The 1,452-nt window shown below is 74.9% G+C and carries 1 protein-coding gene and 1 pseudogene; both read left to right on the forward strand.

Translation table 11 applies throughout. The features are described 5' to 3' along the window. Positions 1-250 precede the first annotated feature (250 nt). The gene (murI, locus tag AX737_RS11485) at positions 251-1,123 is read left to right on the forward strand and encodes a glutamate racemase (RefSeq protein ID WP_066921436.1); all 873 of its coding nucleotides are present in this window, start codon (positions 251-253) and stop codon (positions 1,121-1,123) included. Positions 1,124-1,223: 100 nt separating this feature from the next. After that, positions 1,224-1,452: pseudogene (locus tag AX737_RS35770) on the forward strand (Holliday junction branch migration DNA helicase RuvB); the annotation flags it as partial.

Consider the following 1,452-nt stretch of genomic DNA (forward strand, 5'->3'; position numbering starts at 1 on the left):
GCCGCGCGGGGTGCCGCTGTGGCTGCCATGGCAATCCTCTCCTTCACCGGCGCCTCGGGACAACACTCTGCTCCCGAGGCGGCGTCGCGAGAGGAGATATGGCCAAGCGCGCCTCCGGCAACGCGGGCGCGGCGATTCTGCCGCAGGCCGTCGGGGCGGATCGCGGCGGAGCCTTTTTCCGGCCTCAGTGAGGGCGCCTTAACCCTCGGCGTCGAGACTGGGCTCCTCAAACGCGGGGCATCGCGAACCTATGCGGATCGATCTCATGGCCGGGGCGAGCCTCTCCGTCGCGGCGCGCGGGGCGCCGGTCGAGCCCCACATCCTCGTGTTCGATTCCGGCCTCGGCGGCCTCACGGTGCTGGAAGAGGTGCGCCGCGCCCGGCCGGACGCGCGCTACGTCTACGCCGCGGACGACGCCGCCTTCCCGTACGGACGCCTCGGCGAGGCCGCGCTGGTCGCCCGGGTGCTCGCCGTGATGGAGCGGCTGATCGCGGTCCACCACCCGGACCTCGTGGTCATCGCCTGCAACACCGCCTCGACCCTGGTGCTGCCGGCCCTGCGCCAGCGCTTCACCACGCCCTTCGTCGGGGTGGTGCCGCCGATCAAGCCCGCCGCCGAGACCACCCGCACGGGCCTCGTCTCGCTGCTGGCGACGCCCGGCACGGTGGCGCGCTCCTATACCCGCGACCTGATCGCGACCTACGCGGGCACCTGCCGCGTGGCGCTCGTCGGCTCGCCGAACCTCGCCAACTACGCCGAGGCCGAACTTTCCGGCGCGCCGGTGCCGGACGCCGCCCTCGCCGCCGAGATCGCCCCCTGCTTCGTCACCGCCGAGGACGGGCGGCGCACCGACGTCGTCTGCCTCGCCTGCACGCACTACCCGCTGCTGCGCGCCCGCTTCGAGCGCCTCGCGCCCTGGCCGGTGCGCTGGATCGACCCGGCGCCCGCCATCGCCCGGCGGGTGACGCAGCTCCTCGGCGCGGGCCCCGCGGGAGCGGAGCCCGGCCCGGTGCTCGCAGCCTTCACCGGGCAGTCCCCGGCCGCGGCCCTGCGCGCCTCGCTCGACGCCCGCGGCGTGACTGAGTTCGGCGTCGAGGCGATGCCGCTCGCGCTGCAATCCTGAGGACGAGAGCGCTTGAGCCGCCGGCCCATCCGCGCGTAGTCAGGCCCCGCGGCCGAGCGAGCGTCCAGCGCGGAGCCGGGCGGGGCCGCGAGCAGGGTCGATGAGAAAGCCGAGAGCCCCAGCCAAATCCGGCGCCAAGCCGGGCGCCAAGCCGCGGGCGGACTCGCCTGCGCCCCCGTCCGCCGGCAACCCGATCCTCAGCCCGGAGCGGCGCGGGGACGACCAGGACCAGAGCATCCGTCCGCTGTCGCTGGCCGAGTTCGTCGGCCAGCGGGCGGCACGCGCCAACATGCAGATCTTCATCGAGGCGGCGCGCAAGACCGGCCAGG

Source organism: Methylobacterium sp. CCH5-D2, from assembly GCF_001556475.1.
Lineage (GTDB): Bacteria > Pseudomonadota > Alphaproteobacteria > Rhizobiales > Beijerinckiaceae > Methylobacterium > Methylobacterium hispanicum.

Excerpts from the sequence above, each read along its gene's own strand:
- murI (WP_066921436.1), top strand. The coding sequence starts at position 251 with ATGCGGATCGATCTCATGGCCGGGGCGAGCCTCTCCGTCGCGGCGCGC.